Source organism: Shigella sonnei, from assembly GCF_002950395.1.
GTDB lineage: Bacteria > Pseudomonadota > Gammaproteobacteria > Enterobacterales > Enterobacteriaceae > ECMA0423.
The window spans coordinates 2,055,411-2,079,849 of sequence record NZ_CP026802.1 but is presented as its reverse complement, the minus strand read 5'-3'; the positions used below and the strand labels follow the sequence as shown (position 1 = coordinate 2,079,849).

The window sequence follows — 24,439 nt, the reverse complement described above, 5'->3', positions numbered from 1 at the left end:
TAAGGGAGATTGATTTAGCGCAATTTTGGCGGCAGGGATCTACCGCCAGAGAGGTATTACGCAGAGAAAAAGGCGATGAGGATCGGCACTAACAGGCTAAGAATAAAACCGTGAACAATTGCCGCCGGGACCATATCCAGCCCGCCAGTACGTTGAAGAACGGGCAGGGTGAAATCCATTGATGTGGCACCGCATAAGCCCAGTGCAGTAGAGCGGCTGCGGCGAATCAGCCCAGGGATCAACATAATAGCAATCAGTTCACGGGCCAGATCATTAAAAAACGCCGCGCTCCCGATTACCGGACCAAAAGATTCGGTCAATAAAATACCGGAAAGAGAATACCAGCCGAAACCGGAGGCCATTGCCAGCGCGGTATTGATGGGGAGATCAAGAATAAAGGCGTTAATTAAACCACCAATTAATGAACTGACAACCACCACCACGGCGACAATCATTCCCCGGCGATTAAGGACAATCTGCTTTAAGGTCATGCCATTATTGCGCAACTGAATACCAACGAGGAAAAGTAGCAAAATTAACGTGTATTCACTGGCTTCGGTCGCGTGTTGTAAGAAAGCCAGTCCACTCAGACCAATGGCAAAACCAATCACTACTACGCCGCACAGTTTTAGCGACTCCAGCGCCATCGCAATACGCGACGGGAGTTTTTCTTGCTGATGGTGGTTGCGCCACGGCAGGCCTCGCTCCAGCCACATCAGGGCGGCAATATTACACAGTAAAATAACGGTAATACTGACGGCAGAATAATGCAGAATCGCCAACAGGTTACTGGCGAGGTTATCGAGAAACGCCAGACTGATACCCATAAAAAAGAGAATAAGGTAAACCATCCAGCTTAATAGCTGATTAATAACTTTTAACGCAGCTTGTTGGCGAAGCGGAATGAGGTAACCTACAATCAGGGGAACCAGAATGATTAACAGCCCAGAAAACATGAAAACCCAGTCCTTGCAAAGATGAAGTCGAAATGCGCGATGACACACTACTGAAAGCGGAAGGACGAGTAAAGTTGCAATTAAAAGGAAATGTTATGCATAAGGAGCAGTAGAGTATTCGTTTTCATTTAAAGATATTCTTGCGCTTTAATTACAAACTGCACCGATGTTGGTGGCGTCAAAATCGCCGAGGCGTTCCCTGAAGGCCGGGGCAGCCCACATGGATGTGGGCTGAGGGCGCGTTTTACAGGGATGTTACCTCGCGCCCGACCCGGTAGCCGTAAGGGATAAGTCGAGGGCACCGCGCAGCGGCGATTTTGTTCGCCAGAGCCCGGGGGGGCAGGGGGCGGCGGCGATTGGCCGCCCCCTGCGCGCTCCTTGCGCCAGTGGCAATATGTGGCTTAGCTCATGAAAGGAGCGCAACAAGATGATGAATCAACATATAACAACATCTTAAAAAAAGGCCTGACATTACGCCAGGCCTTCTGCGTTAATTAATCACGCTTTTCCAGCAGGGTCCGGTAAATCAGACCACCGATAATGCCGCCGACAATTGGCACCACCCAGAAGAACCACAGTTGTTCTAATGCCCAGCCGCCCTGGAAGATAGCAACCGCGGTGCTGCGCGCCGGGTTAACAGAAGTGTTAGTCACCGGAATACTAATTAAGTGAATCAGGGTTAAGGCCAGACCAATAGCGATCGGCGCAAAACCTGCCGGCGCGAATTTGTCGGTTGCGCCGTGGATCACCAACAGGAAACCTGCACTCAATACCAGTTCAACTACCAGCGCGGAGGTGATGCTGCCAACTTACTGATTTAGTGTATGATGGTGTTTTTGAGGTGCTCCAGTGGCTTCTGTTTCTATCAGCTGTCCCTCCTGTTCAGCTACTGACGGGGTGGTGCGTAACGGCAAAAGCACTGCCGGACATCAGCGCTATCTCTGCTCTCACTGCCGTAAAACATGGCAACTGCAGTTCACTTACACCGCTTCTCAACCCGGTACGCACCAGAAAATCATTGATATGGCCATGAATGGCGTTGGATGCCGGGCAACTGCACGCATTATGGGCGTTGGCCTCAACACGATTTTACGTCACTTAAAAAACTCAGGCCGCAGTCGGTAACCTCGCGCATACAGCCGGGCAGTGACGTCATCGTCTGCGCGGAAATGGACGAACAGTGGGGCTATGTCGGGGCTAAATCGCGCCAGCGCTGGCTGTTTTACGCGTATGACAGTCTCCGGAAGACGGTTGTTGCGCACGTATTCGGTGAACGCACTATGGCGACGCTGGGGCGTCTTATGAGCCTGCTGTCACCCTTTGACGTGGTGATATGGATGACGGATGGCTGGCCGCTGTATGAATCCCGCCTGAAGGGAAAGCTGCACGTAATCAGCAAGCGATATACGCAGCGAATTGAGCGGCATAACCTGAATCTGAGGCAGCACCTGGCACGGCTGGGACGGAAGTCGCTGTCGTTCTCAAAATCGGTGGAGCTGCATGACAAAGTCATCGGGCATTATCTGAACATAAAACACTATCAATAAGTTGGAGTCATTACCAGCGGGTTGCCCCATATAGTCATTTGTCTGATTGACAGTGTAGTGCACGCAAAAGATTTAATCCTTTAGGCGTAATAAAAAATAATATATCATGCTAATTATTTGATTTTGTTGTTTTTGCAGACTTATCAGCAAGAGGGAGTATAACGCGATTATTCGCTCATTTTTCAGACATTTGCCATGCTTAAATGTGATGTCATCACGTATTAGCAAGGCCTTTCCCGTTATACTGCCAGCGTAAAGGATAAGTCACATATTTCTGGAGGGGATATGATTCTTGAGCGCGTTGAAATTGTGGGTTTTCGCGGTATCAACCGTTTGTCGTTGATGCTGGAACAAAACAACGTCCTGATTGGGGAGAACGCGTGGGGTAAATCCAGCTTGCTGGACGCCTTAACCCTGCTGCTATCGCCAGAATCAGATCTCTACCATTTTGAGCGCGACGATTTCTGGTTCCCGCCGGGAGATATCAACGGGCGAGAACATCATCTGCATATTATTTTGACCTTCCGCGAATCGCTGCCAGGCCGACATCGGGTTCGCCGTTATCGGCCGCTGGAAGCGTGCTGGACGCCATGCACCGATGGCTATCACCGTATTTTTTATCGTCTGGAAGGGGAGAGTGCGGAAGACGGCAGCGTGATGACACTGCGCAGTTTTCTCGATAAAGACGGACATCCGATTGATGTCGAGGATATTAACGATCAGGCACGCCATCTGGTGCGTTTAATGCCGGTGCTGCGCTTGCGTGATGCCCGTTTTATGCGCCGTATTCGTAACGGCACGGTGCCAAATGTCCCTAATATGGAAGTCACCGCGCGCCAGCTCGATTTCCTCGCCCGTGAGTTATCCTCACATCCGCAAAATCTCTCTGATGGGCAGATTCGTCAGGGACTTTCCGCAATGGTACAGCTGCTTGAGCATTATTTCTCTGAGCAGGGGGCCGGACAGGCGCGATATCGTTTAATGCGGCGGCGAGCCAGCAATGAGCAACGAAGCTGGCGCTATCTGGATATCATCAACCGGATGATTGACCGACCTGGTGGGCGCTCGTATCGGGTTATTTTGCTCGGCCTGTTTGCTACTTTGTTGCAGGCAAAAGGCACATTGCGACTGGATAAAGACGCCCGTCCATTGTTGCTGATCGAAGATCCAGAAACCCGTTTACACCCCATTATGCTTTCAGTTGCCTGGCATCTGTTGAATCTTCTGCCATTGCAGCGCATTGTCACCACCAACTCGGGTGAGTTGCTTTCGTTAACGCCGGTAGAGCATGTTTGCCGACTGGTACGTGAGTCCTCGCGCGTTGCCGCCTGGCGTCTGGGGCCGAGTGGCTTGAGTACCGAAGATAGCCGACGCATATCCTTTCACATTCGTTTTAACCGTCCGTCATCGCTGTTTGCACGCTGCTGGTTGCTGGTGGAAGGGGAAACGGAAACCTGGGTTATCAATGAACTGGCGCGTCAGTGCGGACATCATTTTGATGCCGAAGGGATCAAGGTCATTGAGTTTGCCCAGTCCGGGCTAAAGCCACTGGTTAAATTTGCCCGCCGAATGGGGATTGAATGGCATGTACTGGTCGATGGCGATGAAGCAGGGAAGAAATATGCCGCTACGGTACGCAGCCTGTTGAATAACGATCGGGAAGCCGAACGAGAACATTTAACGGCGTTACCGGCGCTGGATATGGAACATTTTATGTATCGCCAGGGATTTTCCGATGTGTTCCACCGCGTGGCGCAAATCCCGGAAAATGTACCGATGAATCTACGCAAAATTATCTCGAAAGCGATCCATCGCTCTTCCAAACCCGATCTTGCCATTGAAGTGGCAATGGAGGCAGGACGTCGTGGTGTGGACTCCGTACCGACGCTGCTGAAAAAAATGTTCTCACGCGTGCTGTGGCTGGCGCGCGGTCGCGCGGATTAACCGCGAAACATCGTGGCCATTTGTGGCTGAATAGCGTCGAGCATCTCATAGCGCCGACGGTATTCAGCCCGTTTTTTACTGGCGATTTCGGCAATCTCTTTTCGTGCTATCTGTGCTGGAAGGCGGTAATGGCGTTCAGCATCACATACGCCGCCAACCGATTCCCAGAAAGCGTTGTAATCAGCGTGGATCTTGCCTTCTTTATCGCGATAACGCAGGCTGCGGTAAATATGCGTTTCATTGCTGACGGCAATAATCTGCTCTACCTGCAAACGTTGGGCAAACAGACAGGCCGCTTCCATCACGAGGCGTTTGGGAAATAGCCCGTGGCAGGCTTTCGTCGCATTCTGGATTTCCTGATGTGGAATTTCCCATTTTGCGCCTTGCAGTCCGCCAATAAACATCGTTCTTTTCCCCTGATATTCACACAGGGTAAACGTGATCTCTGCCAGAGGAATACCTTCGCTGTTGCGAAACAGGATTGTGCTGTCACCTTCTTTATCCATTGAGATCATCATGGTCAGCTCAAGCGTGAACTGCTCGCCGTTTTTGCCTTCCAGCTTCGCCAGTTGCAGCCCGGGGGTATTCAAATATAAGCTGAATTCTTCCGCCGACATACATCCGCGGAGTAACGCATAATGGTAACGTAACGCCTCCAGCAATTGCTTACGGCTAAGATTCGCCGCAAGGTAAGGGCGATGCAGACGCACAGGCAGTCGCGGTTGGCGCGTTAACAACACATTGAGATTAGGCCAGTGGGAAAGTTCGTTCATCCACTCAACGCTTAAACGCGGCATAATCAACGAGCGCAGCAAAAATTTCTGGCGAAAACTACGGCGATGCCAGAATTTACCCGGCCGACACTGTCCACGTGCCAGACTAAGAAAAAGTGACAGGCTGCTGAGAGATTCAGATGGCGTAAAGGTCCGTTCAGTTAGCTGCGACATATTCATGAAATCAATGGTTATACATGACGTCGATTTCACCATTGCGTATCTTAACCAAACATCAATAGTGTGATTACTAACGTAAATTTTATGGTTTTGTTGATATTTCGTTGAAGTTAATGACCCGGATTGGCATATGGAGTATTCAGAATATTTATGAAAAAGCGGAAAACCGTGAAGAAGCGTTACGTTATTGCGCTGGTGATAGTCATCGCCGGACTGATTACGTTATGGAGAATTCTTAACGCACCCGTGCCGACTTATCAGACACTGATTGTGCGCCCCGGTGATTTACAGCAAAGCGTGCTGGCGACCGGAAAGCTGGACGCGCTGCGTAAGGTTGACGTGGGCGCGCAGGTCAGCGGTCAGTTGAAAACGCTGTCGGTGGCGATTGGCGATAAAGTAAAAAAAGACCAGCTTTTAGGGGTCATTGATCCTGAACAGGCTGAAAACCAGATCAAGGAGGTCGAAGCAACGCTGATGGAGCTACGCGCGCAGCGGCAGCAGGCGGAAGCGGAGCTGAAACTGGCGCGGGTGACGTATTCCCGTCAGCAACGTCTGGCACAAACGCAGGCGGTTTCACAGCAGGATCTCGACACCGCCGCGACGGAGATGGCTGTGAAACAGGCGCAAATTGGCACCATTGACGCGCAAATCAAGCGCAATCAGGCTTCTCTCGATACGGCTAAAACCAATCTCGATTACACTCGCATCGTTGCCCCGATGGCCGGGGAAGTCACGCAAATCACCACTCTGCAAGGCCAGACGGTGATTGCCGCACAACAAGCACCGAACATTCTGACGCTGGCAGATATGAGCACCATGCTGGTAAAAGCGCAGGTTTCTGAAGCGGATGTAATCCACCTGAAGCCGGGGCAAAAAGCCTGGTTTACGGTACTTGGCGATCCACTGACGCGCTACGAGGGGCAAATCAAGGATGTACTACCGACGCCGGAAAAGGTTAACGACGCTATTTTCTATTACGCCCGTTTTGAAGTCCCCAACCCCAATGGTTTGCTGCGGCTGGATATGACTGCGCAAGTGCATATTCAGCTCACCGATGTGAAAAATGTGCTGACGATCCCTCTGTCGGCGTTAGGCGATCCGGTTGGCGATAATCGTTATAAAGTCAAATTGTTGCGTAATGGCGAAACACGCGAGCGTGAAGTGACGATTGGCGCACGTAACGATACCGATGTTGAGATTGTCAAAGGGCTGGAAGCGGGCGATGAAGTGGTGATTGGTGAGGCCAAACCAGGAGCTGCACAATGACGCCTTTGCTCGAATTAAAGGATATTCGTCGCAGCTATCCTGCCGGTAATGAGCAGGTTGAGGTGCTGAAGGGCATCAGCCTCGATATTTATGCGGGTGAGATGGTCGCGATTGTTGGCGCTTCGGGTTCCGGTAAATCGACCCTGATGAATATTCTCGGCTGCCTGGATAAGGCCACCAGCGGCACCTATCGCGTAGCCGGTCAGGATGTTGCCACGCTGGACGCCGATGCGCTGGCGCAACTGCGCCGCGAGCATTTCGGCTTTATTTTCCAGCGTTACCATTTGCTTTCGCATTTAACCGCCGAGCAGAACGTTGAAGTACCCGCCGTCTATGCTGGTCTTGAGCGGAAACAGCGACTGCTTCGTGCCCAGGAGTTGCTGCAACGGCTGGGGCTGGAAGACCGTACAGAGTATTATCCGGCACAGCTTTCGGGTGGTCAGCAACAGCGCGTCAGCATCGCGCGGGCATTGATGAACGGCGGTCAGGTAATTCTTGCCGATGAACCAACCGGCGCACTGGACAGCCATTCTGGCGAAGAGGTGATGGCGATCCTGCATCAGCTGCGCGATCGCGGGCATACGGTGATTATCGTCACCCACGATCCGCAGGTCGCTGCTCAGGCCGAGCGGGTGATCGAAATTCGCGACGGCGAAATTGTGCGCAATCCTCCCGCCATTGAAAAAGTGAATGTTGCTGGCGGGACGGAGCCTGTTGTCAATACAGTGTCTGGCTGGCGGCAGTTTGTCAGCGGTTTTAACGAGGCGCTGACGATGGCATGGCGGGCGCTGGCAGCGAATAAAATGCGTACTTTACTGACCATGCTGGGGATTATTATCGGTATTGCGTCGGTGGTTTCCATTGTCGTGGTGGGTGACGCCGCCAAACAAATGGTGCTGGCGGATATTCGTTCTATTGGTACGAATACTATTGATGTCTATCCCGGGAAAGATTTTGGCGATGACGATCCGCAATATCAGCAGGCGCTGAAGTACGACGACTTAATCGCCATCCAAAAACAACCGTGGGTCGCCTCAGCCACACCTGCCGTCTCGCAAAACCTGCGCCTGCGTTATAACAATGTTGATGTTGCTGCCAGTGCCAATGGCGTGAGCGGCGATTATTTTAATGTCTATGGCATGACCTTCAGTGAAGGAAACACCTTTAATCAGGAGCAGCTGAACGGTCGTGCGCAGGTCGTGGTTCTCGACAGTAATACTCGCCGCCAGCTTTTCCCCCATAAAGCAGATGTGGTTGGCGAGGTGATTCTGGTCGGCAATATGCCCGCCAGAGTCATTGGTGTGGCGGAAGAAAAACAGTCGATGTTTGGTAGCAGTAAAGTGCTGCGTGTCTGGCTACCTTACAGCACGATGTCCGGGCGAGTTATGGGCCAGTCGTGGCTTAACTCCATTACTGTCAGGGTGAAAGAAGGATTTGACAGCGCCGAGGCGGAACAGCAACTCACGCGTTTACTTTCACTGCGCCACGGTAAGAAGGATTTCTTTACCTGGAACATGGACGGCGTCTTGAAAACTGTTGAAAAGACCACACGTACTTTACAACTGTTTCTGACGCTGGTGGCGGTGATTTCGCTGGTGGTGGGTGGTATTGGTGTAATGAATATTATGCTGGTGTCAGTGACCGAGCGGACGCGGGAAATTGGCATTCGCATGGCTGTAGGTGCGCGAGCAAGCGATGTTTTGCAACAGTTCCTGATCGAAGCCGTACTGGTTTGCCTGGTCGGTGGCGCGTTGGGAATAACTCTGTCACTGTTAATTGCTTTCACCTTGCAGCTTTTCTTACCCGGCTGGGAGATTGGTTTTTCACCGTTGGCACTGCTGCTGGCGTTTCTCTGCTCGACGGCCACCGGGATTTTATTTGGATGGTTACCCGCACGAAATGCGGCACGACTGGATCCAGTAGATGCTCTGGCACGAGAGTAATTTTTGAGATAAAAATGCCAGCCGATCGGGCTGGCATTTTGCCTTTAGGATGTACACAATGAGACAGAAGAGCTATGCGACTGCCGCTTCTACTTCGACGGGCACAATAACACTGGCGTGATTGCCTTTTGGCCCCTGGTGGACATCAAACTGAACGGATTGTCCAGCTTTTAGCGTTCTATAACCATCCATCTGAATGGTGGAATAATGAGCGAAAATATCTTCGCCGCCGCCTTCAGGGCAGATGAAACCAAACCCTTTGGCATTGTTGAACCACTTAACAGTACCCTTTTCCATGCTTCGACATCCTTCGCAAATCTTATACAAGTAAGATGGAATAAACCGGGGTCAGAGAGGGGGCTGTTCAAAACCTCGCCAACTCTAGAAATACAATTTAGAGAATTAGGGCGAGCCGTCAAGCATTTGACAGGGGCCAGGGGGCAGGTATGAATCAAAAATTTGAAGCAGTTAACGCTATTGACAGGAATGTGACAGATGTCGCTGATGCCAACGATAGATGATAGTTATCTATCATGTGGAGTAGATTGGTCAGGCAAATAAGCTCTTGTCAGCGGCAGGGCGTTCTGCCGATAACCGTAACCGAAGATGATAACTGACAATGGGTAAAACGAACGACTGGCTGGACTTTGATCAACTGGCGGAAGAAAAAGTTCGCGACGCGCTAAAACCGCCATCTATGTATAAAGTGATATTAGTCAATGATGATTACACTCCGATGGAGTTTGTTATTGACGTGTTACAAAAAATTCTTTTCTTATGATGTAGAACGTGCAACGCAATTGATGCTCGCTGTTCACTACCAGGGGAAGGCCATTTGCGGAGTCTTTACCGCCGAGGTTGCAGAAACCAAAGTGGCGATGGTGAACAAGTACGCGAGGGAGAATGAGCATCCATTGCTGTGTACGCTAGAAAAAGCCTGAATGCAGGCATAAAAATTGGGGGAGGTGCCTATGCTCAATCAAGAACTGGAACTCAGTTTAAATATGGCTTTCGCCAGAGCGCGCGAGCACCGTCATGAGTTTATGACCGTCGAGCACTTGTTACTGGCGCTGCTCAGTAACCCATCTGCCCGGGAGGCGCTGGAAGCGTGTTCTGTGGATTTGGTTGCGCTCCGTCAGGAACTGGAAGCCTTTATTGAACAAACCACACCCGTTCTGCCTGCCAGTGAAGAGGAGCGCGACACACAGCCGACGCTGAGTTTTCAGCGTGTACTGCAACGTGCGGTCTTCCATGTCCAGTCCTCCGGTCGCAATGAGGTTACCGGTGCAAACGTTCTGGTCGCTATCTTTAGCGAACAGGAGTCGCAGGCGGCATATCTGTTGCGTAAACATGAAGTCAGCCGTCTCGATGTGGTGAATTTTATCTCTCATGGCACGCGTAAAGACGAGCCGACACAGTCTTCTGATCCTGGCAGCCAGCCAAACAGCGAAGAACAAGCTGGTGGGGAGGAACGTATGGAGAATTTCACGACGAACCTGAATCAGCTTGCGCGCGTGGGCGGAATCGACCCACTGATTGGTCGTGAGAAGGAGCTGGAGCGTGCTATTCAGGTTCTCTGCCGTCGCCGTAAAAACAACCCGCTGCTGGTGGGGGAATCTGGTGTCGGTAAAACCGCGATTGCGGAAGGTCTTGCCTGGCGAATTGTTCAGGGCGATGTGCCGGAAGTGATGGCTGACTGTACGATTTACTCTCTCGATATCGGTTCTCTGTTAGCGGGCACAAAATATCGCGGCGACTTTGAAAAACGTTTTAAAGCGTTGCTCAAGCAGCTGGAGCAGGACACTAACAGCATCCTGTTTATTGATGAGATCCACACCATTATCGGTGCGGGGGCAGCGTCTGGTGGTCAGGTTGATGCGGCTAACCTAATCAAACCGTTGCTCTCCAGCGGTAAAATTCGTGTAATTGGTTCGACAACCTATCAGGAGTTCAGCAACATTTTCGAGAAAGACCGTGCTCTGGCGCGTCGCTTCCAGAAAATTGATATTACTGAACCGTCAATCGAAGAAACTGTTCAAATCATCAATGGCCTGAAACCGAAGTATGAAGCGCACCACGACGTGCGTTATACCGCAAAAGCGGTGCGTGCGGCGGTAGAGCTGGCGGTGAAATACATCAATGATCGTCATCTGCCGGATAAAGCGATTGATGTTATCGACGAAGCGGGCGCTCGCGCACGCCTGATGCCGGTAAGCAAACGCAAGAAAACCGTTAATGTGGCGGATATTGAGTCCGTGGTGGCCCGTATTGCACGCATTCCAGAGAAGAGTGTTTCTCAGAGTGACCGCGATACCCTGAAAAACCTCGGCGATCGCCTGAAAATGCTGGTCTTCGGTCAGGATAAAGCCATTGAGGCGCTGACTGAAGCCATTAAGATGGCGCGTGCAGGTTTAGGTCACGAACATAAACCGGTCGGTTCGTTCCTGTTTGCCGGTCCTACCGGGGTCGGGAAAACAGAGGTGACGGTACAGCTTTCGAAAGCGTTGGGCATTGAGCTTCTGCGCTTTGATATGTCCGAGTATATGGAACGCCATACCGTCAGCCGTCTGATTGGTGCGCCTCCGGGATACGTTGGTTTTGATCAGGGCGGTTTGCTGACCGATGCGGTAATCAAGCATCCACATGCGGTGCTGCTGCTGGACGAAATCGAGAAAGCGCATCCGGACGTGTTCAATATTCTGTTGCAGGTGATGGACAACGGTACGCTGACCGATAACAACGGACGCAAAGCGGACTTCCGTAACGTGGTGCTGGTGATGACCACCAACGCCGGGGTACGGGAAACTGAGCGCAAATCCATTGGTCTTATCCACCAGGATAACAGCACCGATGCGATGGAAGAGATCAAGAAGATCTTTACACCGGAATTCCGTAACCGTCTCGACAACATTATCTGGTTTGATCATCTGTCAACCGACGTGATCCATCAGGTGGTGGATAAATTCATCGTCGAGTTGCAGGTTCAGCTGGATCAGAAAGGTGTTTCTCTGGAAGTGAGCCAGGAAGCGCGTAACTGGCTGGCCGAGAAAGGTTACGACCGGGCAATGGGCGCTCGTCCGATGGCGCGTGTCATCCAGGACAACCTGAAAAAACCGCTCGCCAACGAACTGCTGTTTGGTTCGCTGGTGGACGGCGGTCAGGTCACCGTCGCGCTGGATAAAGAGAAAAATGAGCTGACTTACGGATTCCAGAGTGCACAAAAGCACAAGGCGGAAGCAGCGCATTAATCTAATTGTTAGGTAGGTTGGTGAAGTCCGTAATCTCGAAAGAGGTTACGGACTTTTTGTTTATGGGGTGGAACGGTGAAAACCCTATTTTTGGAGGTGAAGGTAATTTGTTGATAATTAGTGCTGCTGGAAAAGGTAAGGATAAAAAAGGGTGACAGCAGGAAAATGAGATGGTTTTGCTTTATTAACAACGGACTAAACGTGTAGTATTTGAGTTCACTGCCGTACAGGCAGCTTAGAAATCGACGGGGTGCGGTAAAACCTTTGCGAACGCGTTCACTGCCGTACAGGCAGCTTAGAAATTCACAGGTAACATACTCCACCCGCCCACCATGTTCACTGCCGTACAGAAAGATAAAATGCGAAAAAAAAGCTCGCACTTTCGTACGAGCTCTTCTTTAAATATGGCGGTGAGGGGGGGATTCGAACCCCCGATACGTTGCCGTATACACACTTTCCAGGCGTGCTCCTTCAGCCACTCGGACACCTCACCAAATTGTTTTGCTACCAAACCTCATGGGTGGCAACGGGGCGCTACTATAGGGAGTTGGAGTAAAACGGTCAAGAAGAATTTTAATGATAATTATTGTTTGCTCATACTGTAAACAAGTTGTGCAGTATATCTACATCGAGACAAGTTACGGACTTATACTTCCAAAGTACTTCATACATATCACAAAATAAAAAGGCCGGTTAAACCGACCTTTTACTCGTTCTTTCTCTTCGCCCATCAGGCGGTAAAACAATCAGCGACTACGGAAGACAATGCGGCCTTTGCTCAGGTCGTACGGGGTCAGTTCAACAGTCACTTTGTCGCCCGTCAGGATGCGGATGTAGTTTTTGCGCATTTTACCGGAGATGTGTGCAGTAACCACGTGACCGTTTTCTAACTCTACGCGGAACATGGTATTAGGCAACGTTTCAAGAACGGTACCTTGCATTTCAATATTGTCTTCTTTGGCCATCTAATCCTCTGGGGTATCACTACCGTAATTTGAACCGGCAAGATAATGCCGAAGTTCTGTAAATAAGTAAAGATTTGCGCGCTAAATCGCAACAAACAGGTTCGGCACATTACTCCGAAAACACACGGCTAAGCCGCACCAAAAGCGCAACGTATAAGGGAGCGGTGAGATAAACGATGGGCGTTACCTGACGCGAAAAATTCCTTATCGGCAGCGGGGTAATGAGCATAACCAACTCTGCGACCGCAATTATAACACTCTGGGGAGAAATGTGCCGAAAACATTCATTTTTGTGGTGAAAACAAGCATCGTGGCACCCAGAAATTATTCGGCAATCGTCCGAGGCGCATTTGATTGAGATAATTCAGATAATCCCGACGGGGAATTTCGCAGGCACCAAGCGATGCTGTGTGATCGTTAAGGACCTGGCAGTCGATAAGCTTACCGCCATGACTGATAAATTCCTCACAGAATACCAGAAGCGCCGTTTTAGACGCATTTTCCATCCGGCTGAACATGGACTCGCCACAAAATAGCGTTCCCTGGGCCACGCCGTACATACCGCCGACAAGCTCATCTTCATGCCAGACTTCAATGGAGTGGGCATGACCGAGTTCGTGAAGGCGATGGTAGGCTTCGACCACGCCACGCGTGATCCAGGTTCCTTCTTCGCGATCGCTGGCACAACCTTCAATGACCTGACCAAAAGCGTAATTCATCGTGACACGATAGGGCGAGCGTTTATGAAATCGCTTCATACTACGGCTGATATGCAGTGATTCAGGCCAAAGCACCGCGCGAGGATCGGGCGACCACCAGAGGATGGGGGCGCCTGGAGAAAACCACGGAAAAATACCACGCTGGTAAGCCATTAACAGGCGCGCAGGGCTAAGATCGCCCCCCAGAGCCAGCAGGCCGTTAGGCTCACGTAATGCGCCTTCCGGGGAAGGGAAGGCTATTGAATGGCGAGAAAGCTGAACCAGGCGCATGACCGCAAAACTCCACGCAAGTCGGATCGTTCAATAATAGCTTACAAACCCTGCTTAAACTGGTAATAACGCCCCTGTCTGGCAAGCAGTTCTGCGTGAGTACCTTGCTCAATAATTTGCCCGTTGTCCATCACTATTATTTGTTGGAAACGAGAGAGTCCGCGAAGTCGATGGGTGACCATTAACACCGTTTTCTCACGCATCATTTCTGCAAGCAATTCAAGGATCTGGCTTTCGGTTGTGGCATCTAAGCCTTCGGTAGGTTCATCCAGCAACACCAGTGGCGCATCATGTAACAGCGCACGGGCGATAGCCAGACGGCGCAGTTCACCACCGGAGAGCTGGCGTCCGCCTTCACCTAACCAACTGTTGAGACCTGCGTCCTCGAGCAGCTTCTCCAGACCAACGCGACGCAAGATCTCCGACAGAGCCTCATCACTACTGCCAGGCGAGGCGAGTAACAGATTATCACGCAGCGTGGCGCTAAACAGATGCACTCGCTGAGGAACAACGCTGATGGTCTGTCGTAGAGCCGCTTCATTCAGGCTGGCTATGGGGCTATCGTTAAGCAAAATCTCGCCCTGTTGCGGGTCCCAAGCGCGGGTCAGCAGTTGTAACAGTGTTGATTTGCCGCATCCGGTTCGCCCGAGAATCGCAATATGTTCCCCGGCGTTTACCTGAAGAGAAATCCCTTTAAGTGCCTGTTGGGATTGCTCCGGATAAGTGAACTGAACATCCCGTAATGTCAGCGAAACGCGATCGGCAACACGAGTTTGGGTATCAGGGAAGGTGACTTCCGGTTTTTGATCCGTTAAATCAGTGATCCGAACGGCAGAGGCAATGACTTGCCCCAGATGCTGAAATGCACCCGTTACTGGTGCCAGTGCTTCAAACGCGGCTAACGCGCAGAAGACAAACAGGGCAATTAACGCGCCGGGTTGAGCATTGCCGCCAACGCCGCCAGACGCCATCCACAGCATCAGGATCACCGCTAACGCGCCAATGAGCAGCATTATCGCTTGCGACAATGCGGTCAGTTCAGATTGACGGCGTTGCGCTTCCAGCCATTGAATTTCTGTATTCTCTAGTTGCGTGCGATAACGATCGCTGGCACCAAAAATGGTCAGCTCAGCTTGCCCTTGCAGCCAGGCCGTCAGTTGTTGGCGATACTGTCCGCGAAGATGAGTCAGATTTTGCCCGGTGCTTTTTCCCGCACGATAAAACAGCGGTGGCATCAGGAAAAGCGTCAGTAACATAATGCCGCCCAGCGTAAAGGCGAGGGTGAAATCAAGGAAACTTAACCCGACTGTCACCACCATAATCACCACAAAAGCGCCCACCAGCGGCGAGATAACGCGCAGGTAAAGATGATCGAGCGTATCAACATCCGCCACCACGCGATTGAGCAATTCGCCCTGACGATAGCGCGCCAGTCCGGCAGGGGAGAGGGGCAACAATTTGCTGAAGGTGTAAATGCGCAGATGCTGCAACACGCGGAAAGTCGCGTCGTGACTTACCAGACGTTCAAAATAACGCCCGGCAGTACGGGTGATTGCGGCACCACGCACGCCCGCAGCGGGTAGCATATAGTTGAAGCTGTACAGTCCGGCAACCCCCGCAACCGCTGAGGCCGAGAGGAACCAGCCGGAAAGTGTCAACAGACCGATACTGGCGAGCAGCGTCACAATTGCCAGCACAATACCAAGACTTAACATCCATTTATGACGTTTATACAGTGCCAGATAGGGTAGCAAAGCGCGCATTTAAATCTCCTCCTGACGATGGGCCAGTAATGTGGCGAATGGGCCACCAGCCACACTTAATTCCGCGTAACGTCCTTGCTCAATAATCTGACCATCCTGCATTACCCAAATGACATCCCAGTCAGCAAGATCTTCTAACTGGTGGGTGACCATTAACGTTGTCTGGCGCAGAGAGGCGGCATTCAGCGCCTCCATTACGCGCTGTTCACTGTGAGCATCAAGGCTGGCAGCGGGTTCATCCAACAGTAATAGCGAACAGGGATTTAGTAACGCACGGGCCACCGCCACGCGCTGCGCCTGCCCCACGGAAAGGCGGGCAGCCTGGTCGCCAACAGGCGTATCAACGCCTTGTGGCAGGAGCGGTAGAAACTCGCTGACCCAGGCGTTATCCAGCGCTGCTTGTAATTCATGTTCGCTGGCATCAGGTCGCGCCAGTAGTACGTTATCCCGTAATGTTGCTGCCGGTAATTGTGGATTTTGCCCAACCCAGGAGAGATGTTTACGCCATGATTCTGGTGATAAATCGCGTAATTCTATCCCGTTGATTCGTAGCGATCCCTGATATGAGAGAAAACCAGAAAGCGCGTTCAACAGTGAACTTTTACCTGAACCGCTGCGACCAACCAACACGGCACGTTGGCCTGCTGGCAAAGTAAAGTTCAGCGGTCCGGCCAGCGTTTTACCTTCCGGCGACGTGATAAACAGATCCTCGGCCTCAATGGTCACCGGATCGGTCGATGCTAATTCCACCTCGCCACGCTGCGGATGGGCGAGCGGGGTTTCCATAAACGTTTTCAGACTGTCAGCTGCACCAACAGCTTGGGCTTTAGCATGATAAAACGTACCGAGATCGCGTAATGGCTGGAAAAACTCTGGCGCAAGGATCAGGGCCAGAAAACCCGCAGCCAGCGTCACGCCAGTATCGTAGTGACCAAAATCCAGCTCGCCGAGATAGGAAAAACCAAAGTAGACCGCCACCAGAGCAATTGACAGCGAGGTAAAAAATTCGAGAATGCCGGAGGATAAAAATGCCAGCCGTAGCACTTCCATTGTCCGTTGGCGGAAATCTTCCGAAGCAGAACGAATACTTTCAATTTCAGCTTCACCACGACCAAAAATACGCAATGTTTCCATGCCGCGCAGGCGATCGAGGAAATGCCCACTTAAGCGAGCAAGAGCGAGAAAGTTACGTCGGTTAGCATCGGCAGCCCCCATTCCAACCAGCGCCATAAACAACGGAATTAACGGTGCAGTGCCCAGCAGAATGAGCGCCGCAGCCCAGTTTGAGGGGAAGATTGCCACCACAATCAGCAACGGCACCGACACTGCCAGCGCCATTTGCGGCAGGTAGCGTGCATAGTAATCATGCATATCGTCAATTTGCTCGAGTACCAGCGTCGCCCAGCTCCCCGCAGGTTTACCCTGAATCCACGCTGGCCCTGCTTGTTGCAGACGGTCGAGAACCTGACGGCGGATGGCAAAGCGGATATGCTGCCCGGCGTGATAACCCACCCGTTCGCGTAACCAGACCGCCCATGCGCGCAGTACAAAGGTCAGAACCAGTAACGTAAAGGGAAGCAGCAGGGCTTCACGGGGAATATTCTCCATAATCATATGTTGCAGAATTCGCGCCATGAACCAGGCCTGGGCAATGATCAATATGCCGCTTACAAAGCCCAGCAGACGAGAAATATTCAGCCAACGTTGGGAGATGACGCTTTGCTGTTTTAACCAGCGGGTTAACTCTTTTTGACGAGATTTATTCATTGCACGCTTAGCAGGTGAGTTATCAGAATTATTTGCAGAGCAATGTTACAACGGGGAAAAAATAAAGGCGACCCATAGTCGCAAGGTGTCGCCTTCTTTACTTTTGTTACTGATTTGTAAAATTATTTTGCGTCAGCTAAACCATCGAGGTAGCGTTCCGCATCAAGTGCTGCCATGCAGCCAGTACCGGCCGAAGTAATGGCCTGGCGATAAATGTGATCCATCACGTCGCCTGCGGCAAAGACGCCAGGAATGCTGGTCTGGGTGGCATTACCATGAATACCCGACTGTACTTTGATGTAGCCGTTTTCCAGTTCCAGCTGCCCTTCGAAAATCGCAGTATTCGGGCTGTGACCGATAGCAACAAACAGACCGGCAACGTCGAGTGACTCGATGTTATCGCTGTTTTGCGTATCGCGCAGACGAACGCCAGTGACACCCATTTGATCGCCGGTCACTTCTTCCAGCGTACGGTTGGTGTGCAGAATGATGTTGCCGTTCTCCACTTTATCCATCAGACGCTTAATAAGGATTTTTTCCGCGCGGAAACCGTCACGGCGGTGAATCAGATGCACTTCCGAAGCGATGTTAGACAGATACAGCGCCTCTTCAACCGCGGTATTGCCGCCGCCGATGACCGCAACTTTCTGGTTGCGATAGAAGAAACCGTCGCAGGTTGCACAAGCAGAAACCCCACGGCCTTTAAAGGCTTCTTCAGAGGGCAGGCCGAGATAGCGTGCAGAAGCTCCGGTGGCAATAATCAGCGCGTCGCAAGTGTATTCGCCGTTATCGCCATTCAGACGGAACGGACGGTTTTGCAGATCCACCTTGTTGATATGATCAAAAATGATCTCAGTTTCAAACTTGGTGGCATGTTCGTGCATGCGCTCCATTAATAACGGACCGGTCAGATCGTTTGGATCACCAGGCCAGTTTTCCACTTCCGTGGTGGTGGTCAGTTGGCCGCCTTTTTCCATGCCGGTAATCAGCACAGGTTGCAGGTTGGCGCGCGCCGCGTAGACAGCAGCGGTGTATCCCGCCGGGCCTGAACCCAGGATAAGCAGTTTACTGTGTTTGGTCGTGCCCATGAGATCCCCATAGTTGTTGGCAGACAATGGGCAGGATTGTAGGGAATTTACAGACGTAAAAAAAGAGTATGACGATTTTGTTAACAATTTGTGCAATCGGCAGCATCGATAAGCAGGTCAAATTCTCCCGTCATTATCACCTCTGCTACTTAAATTTCCCGCTTTATAAGCCGATTAAATGATGAATAAACGCCCCTGTTAATGAATATCTGGCATGTTGTACTAAAAATCGATGTTTTGCTTTGACAATCCCCTGGTGTTTTGCGAAAACATTCGAGGAAGAAAAAAAACAGTATTCTTATATGCGCATAACCATGCATGTAAATACCATGTTTACCGTGCTAGTGAAATCTACGTATGGCGTGGACAGACGCCATTCGTGATGTCGATAGCTGCCACAAGGCAACGGTCTTCTCACCGTAGACCCAGGCATTGCGCGCCGTGAATCTTCATGATTTCGGTCTATCGTGACGGGTAGCGACTCTGAACAGTGATGTTTCAGGGGCAGACAGGAGTAGGGAAGGAATACAGAGAGACAATAATAATGGTAGATAGCAAGAAGCGCCTTGGCAAAGATCTCGACCGTATCGATCGTAACATTCTTAATGAGTTGCAAAAGGATGGGCGTATTTCTAACGTCGAGCTTTCTAAACGTGTGGGACTTTCCCCAACGCCGTGCCTTGAGCGTGTGCGTCGGCTGGAAAGACAAGGGTTTATTCAGGGCTATACGGCGCTGCTTAACCCCCATTATCTGGATGCATCACTTCTGGTATTCGTTGAGATTACTCTGAATCGTGGCGCACCGGATGTGTTTGAACAATTCAATACCGCTGTACAAAAACTTGAAGAAATTCAGGAGTGTCATTTAGTATCTGGTGATTTCGACTACCTGTTGAAAACACGCGTGCCGGATATGTCAGCTTACCGTAAGTTGCTGGGGGAAACCCTGCTGCGTCTGCCTGGCGTCAATGACACACGGACATACGTTGTTATGGAAGAAGTCAAGCAGAGTAATCGTCTGGTTATTAAGACGCGCTAACACGGAACAGGTGCAAAATCGGCGTATTTTGATTACACTCCTGTTAATCCATACAGCAACAGTACTGGGGTAACCTGGTACTGTTGTCCGTTTTAGCATCGGGCAGGAAAAGCCTGTAACCTGGAGAGCCTTTCTTGAGCCAGGAATACACTGAAGACAAAGAAGTCACATTGACAAAGTTAAGTAGCGGCCGCCGCCTTCTGGAGGCGTTGCTGATCCTTATTGTCCTGTTTGCCGTCTGGTTGATGGCTGCCTTACTAAGCTTTAACCCTTCGGACCCCAGCTGGTCGCAAACGGCCTGGCATGAACCTATCCATAATTTAGGTGGGATGCCCGGTGCGTGGTTGGCAGATACGCTGTTCTTTATTTTTGGCGTGATGGCTTACACCATTCCCGTCATTATTGTCGGCGGTTGTTGGTTTGCCTGGCGTCATCAGTCCAGCGACGAATACATTGATTATTTTGCCGTTTCGCTACGCATCATTGGCGTTTTGGCGCTCATCCTTACCTCCTGTGGTCTGGCGGCAATCAACGCTGACGATATCTGGTATTTTGCCTCCGGTGGCGTCATTGGCAGCTTACTAAGCACTACGCTACAACCACTGCTACACAGTAGCGGGGGAACTATTGCGCTGCTCTGCGTTTGGGCAGCGGGCCTGACGTTGTTCACCGGTTGGTCATGGGTGACCATTGCTGAAAAACTCGGCGGCTGGATTTTAAACATTCTCACCTTCGCCAGTAATCGTACCCGTCGCGATGATACCTGGGTCGATGAAGATGAGTATGAAGACGACGAAGAGTATGAAGATGAAAATCACGGCAAACAGCATGAATCACGCCGTGCCCGTATTCTTCGCGGCGCGCTAGCGCGTCGTAAACGGTTGGCGGAAAAATTCATTAATCCGATGGGGCGGCAAACAGACGCTGCGTTGTTCTCCGGTAAGCGGATGGATGATGACGAAGAGATTACCTACACTGCACGCGGTGTGGCTGCCGACCCTGACGACGTCCTATTTTCGGGCAATCGTGCAACGCAGCCAGAATATGACGAATACGATCCATTATTAAACGGTGCGCCAATTACCGAACCTGTCGCTGTAGCAGCTGCTGCTACCACGGCGGCACAAAGCTGGGCTGCGCCGGTTGAACCTGTGACTCAGACGCCGCCTGTTGCCTCTGTTGATGTTCCACCTTCGCAACCTACAGTAGCCTGGCAGCCTGTACCGGGTCCACAAACGGGAGAGCCGGTTATTGCTCCTGCACCGGAAGGTTACCCACAGCAGCCACAATATGCGCAGCCTGCAGTGCAATATAATGAGCCGCTGCAACAACCAGTACAGCCACAGCAGCCGTATTATGCACCTGCAGCTGAACAACCTGTGCAACAACCTTACTACGCTCCTGCGGCGGAACAACCTGTTCAGCAACCGTATTACGCCCCTGCGCCAGAACAACCGGTGGCAGGTAACGCCTGGCAAGCCGAAGAGCAGCAATCCACTTTTGCTCCACAGTCTACATACCAGACTGAGCAAACTTATCAGCAACCAGCCGCTCAGGAGCCGTTGTACCAACAGCCGCAACCCGTTGAACAGCAGCCTGTTGTGGAGCCTGAACCCGTTGTAGAAGAGACAAAACCCGCGCGTCCGCCACTTTACTATTTTGAAGAAGTGGAAGAGAAGCGAGCCCGTGAACGTGAACAACTTGCGGCCTGGTATCAACCGATTCCAGAACCGGTTAAAGAACCAGAACCGATCAAATCTTCGCTGAAAGCACCTTCTGTTGCAGCAGTACCTCCAGTAGAAACCGCTGCCGCTGTTTCTCCGCTGGCATCTGGCGTGAAAAAAGCGACACTGGCGACGGGGGCTGCCGCAACCGTTGCCGCGCCAGTCTTCAGTCTGGCAAATAGCGGTGGACCGCGTCCGCAGGTCAAAGAGGGGATTGGCCCGCAGTTGCCACGACCGAAACGTATCCGCGTGCCAACTCGCCGTGAATTGGCGTCTTACGGTATTAAGCTGCCCTCACAGCGTGCGGCGGAAGAAAAAGCCCGTGAAGCCCAGCGCAATCAGTACGATTCTGGCGATCAGTACAACGATGATGAAATCGATGCGATGCAGCAGGATGAACTGGCACGTCAGTTCGCCCAGACACAGCAGCAACGCTATGGCGAACAGTATCAACATGATGTGCCCGTAAACGCAGAAGATGCAGATGCTGCGGCAGAGGCTGAACTGGCTCGTCAGTTTGCGCAAACTCAACAACAACGTTATTCCGGCGAACAACCGGCTGGGGCGAATCCGTTCTCGCTGGATGATTTTGAATTTTCGCCAATGAAAGCGTTGCTGGATGATGGTCCACACGAACCGTTGTTTACGCCAATTGTTGAACCTGTACAGCAGCCGCAACAACCGGTTGCACCGCAGCAGCAGTATCAGCAGCCACAACAGCCGGTTGCGCCACAGCAGCAATATCAGCAGCCGCAACAGCCGGTTGCGCCGCAGCCACAATATCAGCAGCCGCAACAACCGGTTGCGCCACAGCAGCAATATCAGCAGCCGCAACAACCAGTTGCGCCGCAGCCGCAGTATCAACAGCCGCAACAACCGGTTGCGCCGCAGCAGCAGTATCAGCAGCCACAACAGCCAGTTGCGCCACAACCGCAGGATACCCTGCTTCATCCGCTGTTGATGCGTAATGGCGACAGCCGTCCGTTGCATAAACCGACGACGCCGCTGCCTTCTCTGGATTTGCTGACACCGCCGCCGAGCGAAGTGGAGCCGGTAGATACCTTTGCGCTTGAACAAATGGCTCGCCTGGTGGAAGCGCGTCTGGCTGATTTCCGTATTAAAGCCGATGTTGTCAATTACTCTCCGGGGCCGGTTATCACTCGCTTTGAATTGAACCTGGCACCGGGCGTAAAAGCGGCGCGCATTTCTAACTTGTCACGGGACCTTGCCCGTTCACTTTCGACGGTGGCGGTGCGTGTCGTTGAAGTTATTCCTGGCAAACCCTATGTAGGTCTGGAGTTACCGAATAAAAAACGACAAACCGTTTATCTGCGCGAAGTTTTGGATAACGCCAAATTCCGCGATAATCCGTCGCCATTAACCGTGGTGCTGGGTAAAGATATCGCCGGTGAGCCGGTGGTTGCCGATCTGGCGAAAATGCCGCACTTGTTGGTTGCGGGGACTACCGGTTCCGGTAAATCTGTCGGTGTGAACGCGATGATCCTGAGCATGCTTTATAAAGCACAGCCAGAAGATGTGCGTTTCATCATGATCGACCCGAAAATGCTGGAGCTTTCGGTTTATGAAGGCATTCCGCATCTGTTAACGGAAGTCGTTACTGATATGAAAGATGCCGCCAACGCGCTGCGCTGGTGTGTTAACGAGATGGAGCGTCGTTATAAACTGATGTCTGCGCTGGGTGTGCGTAATCTGGCGGGTTATAACGAAAAAATTGCTGAAGCCGATCGCATGATGCGTCCGATTCCAGACCCGTACTGGAAGCCGGGTGACAGTATGGATGCCCAGCATCCGGTGCTGAAAAAAGAACCATACATTGTGGTGTTGGTTGACGAATTTGCCGACCTGATGATGACGGTAGGTAAAAAAGTGGAAGAGCTGATAGCACGTCTGGCGCAAAAAGCCCGTGCCGCGGGTATCCACCTCGTACTGGCAACTCAGCGTCCATCGGTTGATGTTATTACTGGTCTGATTAAAGCGAATATTCCGACCCGTATCGCCTTTACCGTATCCAGTAAGATTGACTCACGTACCATTCTTGATCAGGCTGGCGCGGAATCACTGCTGGGGATGGGGGATATGCTCTACTCTGGGCCGAACTCCACGTTGCCGGTACGTGTCCATGGTGCTTTTGTTCGCGATCAGGAAGTTCATGCCGTGGTGCAGGACTGGAAAGCGCGTGGTCGCCCACAGTATGTTGATGGCATCACTTCCGACAGTGAAAGCGAAGGTGGCGCGGGCGGTTTCGATGGCGCTGAAGAACTGGATCCGTTGTTCGATCAGGCGGTGCAGTTTGTCACTGAAAAACGCAAAGCGTCAATTTCTGGCGTACAGCGTCAGTTCCGCATTGGTTATAACCGTGCAGCGCGTATTATCGAACAGATGGAAGCGCAGGGGATTGTCAGCGAACAGGGGCACAACGGTAATCGTGAAGTGCTGGCTCCACCGCCGTTTGACTAATTAATGCATTGCCGGATAAGGCGCGGTAGCGTCGCATCCGGCACTCTATCAACTGAAAATTCAGTATTTTCTTCTTTCCTCAAGCTGATTATTAGCCTGGAATAGAGAGTAGAGGGAACTCCCGATCGGGAGTGACGTAATTTGAGGAATAATGATGAAAAAAATTGCCATCACCTGTGCATTACTCTCAAGCTTAGTAGCAAGCAGCGTTTGGGCTGATGCCGCAAGCGATCTGAAAAGCCGCCTGGATAAAGTCAGCAGCTTCCACGCCAGCTTCACACAAAAAGTGACTGACGGTAGCGGCGCGGCGGTGCAGGAAGGTCAGGGCGATCTGTGGGTGAAACGTCCAAACTTATTCAACTGGCATATGACACAACCTGATGAAAGCATTCTGGTTTCTGACGGTAAAACACTGTGGTTCTATAACCCGTTCGTTGAGCAAGCTACGGCAACTTGGCTGAAAGATGCCACCGGTAATACGCCGTTTATGCTGATTGCCCGCAACCAGTCCAGCGACTGGCAGCAGTACAATATCAAACAGAATGGCGATGACTTTGTCCTGACGCCGAAAGCCAGCAATGGCAATCTGAAGCAGTTCACCATTAACGTGGGACGTGATGGCACAATCCATCAGTTTAGCGCGGTGGAGCAGGACGATCAGCGCAGCAGTTATCAACTGAAATCCCAGCAAAATGGGGCTGTGGATGCAGCGAAATTTACCTTCACCCCGCCGCAAGGCGTCACGGTAGATGATCAACGTAAGTAGAGG

At 51.6% G+C, this 24,439-nt stretch carries 17 protein-coding genes, 1 tRNA gene and 2 pseudogenes; 10 read left to right on the top strand and 10 right to left on the bottom strand.

The window, feature by feature from the left end:
* Positions 1-56: 56 nt before the first annotated feature.
* Together lysO and C1P89_RS11060 are read right to left on the bottom strand one after the other, a co-directional pair.
* Positions 57-956 (bottom strand): L-lysine exporter LysO, encoded by a 900-nt coding sequence (lysO, locus tag C1P89_RS11065; RefSeq protein WP_000491142.1) that lies wholly within the window; start codon positions 954-956, stop codon positions 57-59.
* A gap of 494 nt (positions 957-1,450) precedes the next feature.
* A pseudogene (locus tag C1P89_RS11060) lies at positions 1,451-1,759 on the bottom strand (aquaporin); the annotation flags it as partial.
* A 46-nt stretch (positions 1,760-1,805) separates the two neighbouring features.
* On the opposite strand from C1P89_RS11060, the gene C1P89_RS11055 reads away from it, so the two are divergent.
* Positions 1,806-2,503, top strand: a protein-coding gene (locus C1P89_RS11055) for an IS1-like element IS1A family transposase (RefSeq protein WP_094096600.1) whose coding sequence is annotated in 2 segments (ribosomal slippage) — positions 1,806-2,055 and positions 2,055-2,503 — 699 coding nt in all. Because the reading frame shifts where the segments join, the coding sequence is not laid out codon by codon here.
* 285 nt (positions 2,504-2,788) lie between these two features.
* A complete protein-coding gene (locus C1P89_RS11050; RefSeq protein WP_000599795.1) occupies positions 2,789-4,447 on the top strand; it encodes an ATP-dependent endonuclease in 1,659 nt (552 codons plus the stop codon).
* Here the strand turns inward: C1P89_RS11050 and C1P89_RS11045 are convergent.
* Positions 4,444-5,400, bottom strand: a complete 957-nt coding sequence (locus tag C1P89_RS11045) for a VirK/YbjX family protein (protein ID WP_001355621.1) — start codon at positions 5,398-5,400, stop codon at positions 4,444-4,446. The two genes, C1P89_RS11050 and C1P89_RS11045, sit on opposite strands and share 4 nt — an antisense overlap.
* A 150-nt stretch (positions 5,401-5,550) precedes the next feature.
* Between C1P89_RS11045 and macA the strand changes: the two genes are divergently transcribed.
* Both macA and macB read left to right on the top strand, forming a co-directional pair.
* Entirely contained in the window at positions 5,551-6,666 is a 1,116-nt protein-coding gene (gene macA / locus C1P89_RS11040) for a macrolide transporter subunit MacA (protein WP_000746460.1), read from the top strand.
* Positions 6,663-8,609 carry a macrolide ABC transporter ATP-binding protein/permease MacB gene (gene macB / locus C1P89_RS11035; RefSeq protein WP_000188203.1) on the top strand — a complete coding sequence of 649 codons (1,947 nt, stop codon included), beginning with the start codon at positions 6,663-6,665 and terminating at the stop codon, positions 8,607-8,609. Before macA ends, macB begins: the two co-directional genes overlap by 4 nt.
* Before the next feature lie 72 nt (positions 8,610-8,681).
* On the opposite strand, the gene cspD is transcribed toward macB, so the two are convergent.
* Positions 8,682-8,906 carry a cold shock-like protein CspD gene (cspD, locus tag C1P89_RS11030; protein WP_000410785.1) on the bottom strand — a complete coding sequence of 75 codons (225 nt, stop codon included), beginning with the start codon at positions 8,904-8,906 and terminating at the stop codon, positions 8,682-8,684.
* Positions 8,907-9,055: 149 nt separating this feature from the next.
* On the opposite strand from cspD, the gene yljB reads away from it, so the two are divergent.
* The 3 genes and pseudogenes from yljB (at position 9,056) to clpA (ending at position 11,857) form a co-directional block, all read left to right on the top strand.
* Entirely contained in the window at positions 9,056-9,130 is a 75-nt protein-coding gene (yljB, locus tag C1P89_RS25940) for a protein YljB (RefSeq protein ID WP_001406719.1), read from the top strand.
* A gap of 98 nt (positions 9,131-9,228) precedes the next feature.
* Positions 9,229-9,550 (top strand): annotated as a pseudogene (clpS, locus tag C1P89_RS11025) (ATP-dependent Clp protease adapter ClpS).
* Positions 9,551-9,580: 30 nt separating this feature from the next.
* Positions 9,581-11,857, top strand: a complete 2,277-nt coding sequence (gene clpA, locus C1P89_RS11020; RefSeq protein WP_000934041.1) for an ATP-dependent Clp protease ATP-binding subunit ClpA — start codon at positions 9,581-9,583, stop codon at positions 11,855-11,857.
* Between the two features lie 405 nt (positions 11,858-12,262).
* On the opposite strand, the gene C1P89_RS11015 is transcribed toward clpA, so the two are convergent.
* From C1P89_RS11015 to trxB, 6 genes are all read right to left on the bottom strand, one after another.
* Positions 12,263-12,350 (bottom strand) — tRNA-Ser (locus C1P89_RS11015).
* 253 nt (positions 12,351-12,603) lie between these two features.
* A complete protein-coding gene (gene infA / locus C1P89_RS11010) occupies positions 12,604-12,822 on the bottom strand; it encodes a translation initiation factor IF-1 (protein ID WP_001040187.1) in 219 nt (72 codons plus the stop codon).
* Between the two features lie 284 nt (positions 12,823-13,106).
* Positions 13,107-13,811, bottom strand: coding sequence for a leucyl/phenylalanyl-tRNA--protein transferase (gene aat, locus C1P89_RS11005; RefSeq protein WP_001241654.1), 705 nt, complete (start codon positions 13,809-13,811; stop codon positions 13,107-13,109).
* 41 nt (positions 13,812-13,852) lie between these two features.
* Entirely contained in the window at positions 13,853-15,574 is a 1,722-nt protein-coding gene (cydC, locus tag C1P89_RS11000; protein WP_001202233.1) for a heme ABC transporter ATP-binding protein/permease CydC, read from the bottom strand.
* Positions 15,575-17,341 carry a heme ABC transporter permease/ATP-binding protein CydD gene (cydD, locus tag C1P89_RS10995; protein WP_001043565.1) on the bottom strand — a complete coding sequence of 589 codons (1,767 nt, stop codon included), beginning with the start codon at positions 17,339-17,341 and terminating at the stop codon, positions 15,575-15,577.
* Between the two features lie 122 nt (positions 17,342-17,463).
* A complete protein-coding gene (gene trxB / locus C1P89_RS10990; protein ID WP_000537418.1) occupies positions 17,464-18,429 on the bottom strand; it encodes a thioredoxin-disulfide reductase in 966 nt (321 codons plus the stop codon).
* A 544-nt stretch (positions 18,430-18,973) separates the two neighbouring features.
* Between trxB and lrp the strand changes: the two genes are divergently transcribed.
* The 3 genes from lrp to lolA all read left to right on the top strand — a co-directional run bounded on the left by lrp (position 18,974) and on the right by lolA (position 24,436).
* Entirely contained in the window at positions 18,974-19,468 is a 495-nt protein-coding gene (gene lrp / locus C1P89_RS10985; protein ID WP_000228463.1) for a leucine-responsive transcriptional regulator Lrp, read from the top strand.
* A gap of 134 nt (positions 19,469-19,602) precedes the next feature.
* Positions 19,603-23,670 (top strand): DNA translocase FtsK, encoded by a 4,068-nt coding sequence (ftsK, locus tag C1P89_RS10980; protein WP_000077026.1) that lies wholly within the window; start codon positions 19,603-19,605, stop codon positions 23,668-23,670.
* Positions 23,671-23,824: 154 nt separating this feature from the next.
* The gene (gene lolA / locus C1P89_RS10975) at positions 23,825-24,436 is read left to right on the top strand and encodes an outer membrane lipoprotein periplasmic chaperone LolA (protein ID WP_001295343.1); all 612 of its coding nucleotides are present in this window, start codon (positions 23,825-23,827) and stop codon (positions 24,434-24,436) included.
* The last annotated feature ends 3 nt before the right edge of the window (positions 24,437-24,439 follow it).

Coding starts and splice junctions, on each gene's coding strand:
- cspD (WP_000410785.1), bottom strand. CDS start 8,906: ATGGAAAAGGGTACTGTTAAGTGGTTCAACAATGCCAAAGGGTTTGGT.
- lysO (WP_000491142.1), bottom strand. CDS start 956: ATGTTTTCTGGGCTGTTAATCATTCTGGTTCCCCTGATTGTAGGTTAC.
- C1P89_RS11050 (WP_000599795.1), top strand. CDS start 2,789: ATGATTCTTGAGCGCGTTGAAATTGTGGGTTTTCGCGGTATCAACCGT.
- clpA (WP_000934041.1), top strand. CDS start 9,581: ATGCTCAATCAAGAACTGGAACTCAGTTTAAATATGGCTTTCGCCAGA.
- lolA (WP_001295343.1), top strand. CDS start 23,825: ATGAAAAAAATTGCCATCACCTGTGCATTACTCTCAAGCTTAGTAGCA.
- cydD (WP_001043565.1), bottom strand. CDS start 17,341: ATGAATAAATCTCGTCAAAAAGAGTTAACCCGCTGGTTAAAACAGCAA.
- infA (WP_001040187.1), bottom strand. CDS start 12,822: ATGGCCAAAGAAGACAATATTGAAATGCAAGGTACCGTTCTTGAAACG.
- C1P89_RS11045 (WP_001355621.1), bottom strand. CDS start 5,400: ATGAATATGTCGCAGCTAACTGAACGGACCTTTACGCCATCTGAATCT.
- lrp (WP_000228463.1), top strand. CDS start 18,974: ATGGTAGATAGCAAGAAGCGCCTTGGCAAAGATCTCGACCGTATCGAT.
- macB (WP_000188203.1), top strand. CDS start 6,663: ATGACGCCTTTGCTCGAATTAAAGGATATTCGTCGCAGCTATCCTGCC.
- aat (WP_001241654.1), bottom strand. CDS start 13,811: ATGCGCCTGGTTCAGCTTTCTCGCCATTCAATAGCCTTCCCTTCCCCG.
- trxB (WP_000537418.1), bottom strand. CDS start 18,429: ATGGGCACGACCAAACACAGTAAACTGCTTATCCTGGGTTCAGGCCCG.
- cydC (WP_001202233.1), bottom strand. CDS start 15,574: ATGCGCGCTTTGCTACCCTATCTGGCACTGTATAAACGTCATAAATGG.
- macA (WP_000746460.1), top strand. CDS start 5,551: ATGAAAAAGCGGAAAACCGTGAAGAAGCGTTACGTTATTGCGCTGGTG.